The 2,544-nt window shown below is 46.9% G+C and carries 3 protein-coding genes; 1 reads left to right on the top strand and 2 read right to left on the bottom strand.

The features are described from left to right. The coding region (locus tag PLH26_RS21515) for an HAD-IC family P-type ATPase (protein ID WP_324588072.1) at window positions 1-836 on the bottom strand (836 nt) is incomplete at its 3' end. Between the two features lie 236 nt (window positions 837-1,072). Between PLH26_RS21515 and PLH26_RS21510 the strand changes: the two genes are divergently transcribed. Continuing rightward, window positions 1,073-1,954: an alpha/beta hydrolase gene (locus PLH26_RS21510; protein ID WP_324588071.1), complete on the top strand. Its 882-nt coding sequence runs from the start codon at window positions 1,073-1,075 to the stop codon at window positions 1,952-1,954. 270 nt (window positions 1,955-2,224) lie between these two features. Here the strand turns inward: PLH26_RS21510 and PLH26_RS21505 are convergent. Beyond that, window positions 2,225-2,544, bottom strand: a 320-nt coding sequence (locus tag PLH26_RS21505; RefSeq protein ID WP_324588070.1) for an MFS transporter, incomplete at its 5' end; no start/stop codon positions are given.

Genomic DNA, 2,544 nt, shown 5'->3' with positions numbered 1-2,544 from the left:
GCCACGGCCAGCGACAGGGCGGTGAGGAACATCTGGAAAGGAGGAACTCCGCGCCACCAGCCAAAGCCAAAAACCGCAAGGCAGATAATGATAACAACAACGGCTAACTGCTTACTGAATACCGAGAGCCTTTTTTGAAGCGGGGTTTTCTGGGATTCTACTTCCATCAGCCCCGCTATTTTGCCTATTTCGGTATGCATCCCGGTGGCGGTTACTACCGCTTTTGCGGAGCCGCTGCTGACAACGGTCCCTTTAAAAACCATGTTCTGCTGATCGCCGGGCACCAGTCCCGTATCTTTAAGTGGTTCGGTATTTTTTTCAACAGAATGGCTTTCGCCCGTCAGCGATGCTTCATCCGTTTTTAAGGAGCTCACTTCCAGCAGGCGGGCATCGGCGGGCACAATATCGCCTGCTTCCAGTAAAATGATATCGCCGGGAACCAATTGATCCGCTTCTATTTTGGATGGATTATTATCGCGAAGCACCAGGGCATGCTGCGCCGACATTTTTTGCAGCATCCGCACCGACTTTTCCGCATTGTATTCCTGCGAATAACCCATCCATGCATTGCCTGCGATGATGGCTATGATAACAAATGCGTCGGTGTGTTCGCCAACCACAAACGAAACAACAGCGGCAATGATCAATATGATGATCATAATGTCCTTAAACTGGGAAAGCAGTATGGAAAGCCTGCTTTTTTGTTTGGCTTCCTGCAAAACATTAAAGCCAAATTCCTTTTGCAGCGCCGGTATAGCTTCTTTTTTTAAACCGGAAAGACTGGTTTTAAGCTGGTCCGTTACTTCCTCCCTGCTTAGCTGATACAATGCCGGCATATCCTTTGGTTTGTACTTAAAGGTAGCCAATATTCGATTGGAGGTGTAAGGTTTGGGGTGTGAGGTTTGAGGTGTAAGGGTGTGGGTGTCTTCACCATTCACATCCCCACTCCATGAAACGACAAACGATAAACGTGAAACGGCACCCCTTTCACTTCTCACTTTTCACCTCTCACATCATTATGCCCTGCAAAAATGTATCTTAGCGGCACCAATCAACAAATCAACCAATCAATATGAAGCATTACCTTTTATTGTTTCTGTCTCTATGTATTGTTCCTTCACTGTATGCTCAAAGTTCCGGTAAAGTAATTGAACAGGCTACCGTTTCCAGCACTGTTTTGGACCGGGCTGTGCATTACAGCGTTTATTTGCCGGCAGACTATGATCGTTCCGAAAGGAGCTACCCGGTTGTTTATTTGCTGCACGGGTATACCGATGACAATACCGGCTGGCTGCAGTTTGGTGAAGTAAACCGCTATGCCGATAAGGCCATTGCCAACGGTACCATTCCGCCCATGATCATTGTAATGCCGGATGCAGATTCGAGCTGGTATATCAATTCGTACGATGGCAAAGAAAAATACGAAGACTTCTTTATTCAGGAGTTTATTCCTGCAATAGAAAAAACCTATCGCATAAAATCACAAAAACAATACCGCGGAGTTGCAGGACTTTCTATGGGAGGATACGGTACATTGATCTATGCGTTGAAATATCCTGAACTTTTTGCTGCAGCGGCACCCTTAAGCGCCGCGGTTTTCAGCGATGATGAAATTGTAAATATGCCGGATGCCCAGTGGGACCGCATGCTTGCTCCGCTGTTTGGAAAAGGACTAAAAGGGAAAGCAAGGCTCAATAAAGCTGTGGCAGGCAATTCCATTCTTGCCATAGTGGAAAAGAAATCAGGCGCCGAATTGAATAAGGTGCGTTACTGGATAGATTGCGGCGATGATGATTTTTTGAGCAAGGGCAACTCCTTATTGCATATAGCACTCCGTTCCAAGCTGGTAGCCCACGAATACCGGGTACGCGATGGCGCACATAACTGGACGTACTGGCGTACGGGTATTACAGATGCCCTGGAATTTATCGGCAACAGCTTCAGGAGAAAATAAGACTGGCGGCGTGAAACGATAAAAGTAAAATGTGAGACGTGAAACGACAAAATGTGAGAGGAGGCATTGCACTCACTTCTCACGTCTCACCTTTCACGTTCCTGTAGCTCGGGCTATCAGCCATCAGCTTTCAGCCGTGAGTATTCAGCGATCAGTCTTACTTCTCACGTCTCACATTTCACCTTTCACGTTTCTGTAGCTTGAGCCATCAGCCATCAGCTTTCAGCCGTGAGTATTCAGCGATCAGTCTCACTTCTCACTTCTCACATCTCACCTCTTCCACATCTCCTGTATCTGTTCCAGGGTTTTCCCTTTGGTTTCGGGCACGGCATTCAGGATAAAAATAAAAGCCATTACAGAGGTTATCATATATATCCCGAAAGTATAGGCGCTGCCTATGGATTGAAGCAGCATAGGAAAGGTTTGCGATACTACGTATACGGAGAGCCATAAAAAAAATATGGCTACGCCCATTGCCCTGCCCCTGATATGGTTGGGGAAAATTTCTGCTACCACTACAAAAGTGAGGGGTCCCAGTGAAATGGCGAAAAATGAAATGTACAGCAGGATCCCCGCCAGCACCCAGTACC

Source organism: Agriterribacter sp. (assembly GCF_035444585.1).
Classification (GTDB): Bacteria; Bacteroidota; Bacteroidia; order Chitinophagales; family Chitinophagaceae; genus Agriterribacter.
Note: the sequence above shows the minus strand (reverse complement) of the source record. Positions and strands in the feature narration are given on the sequence as shown.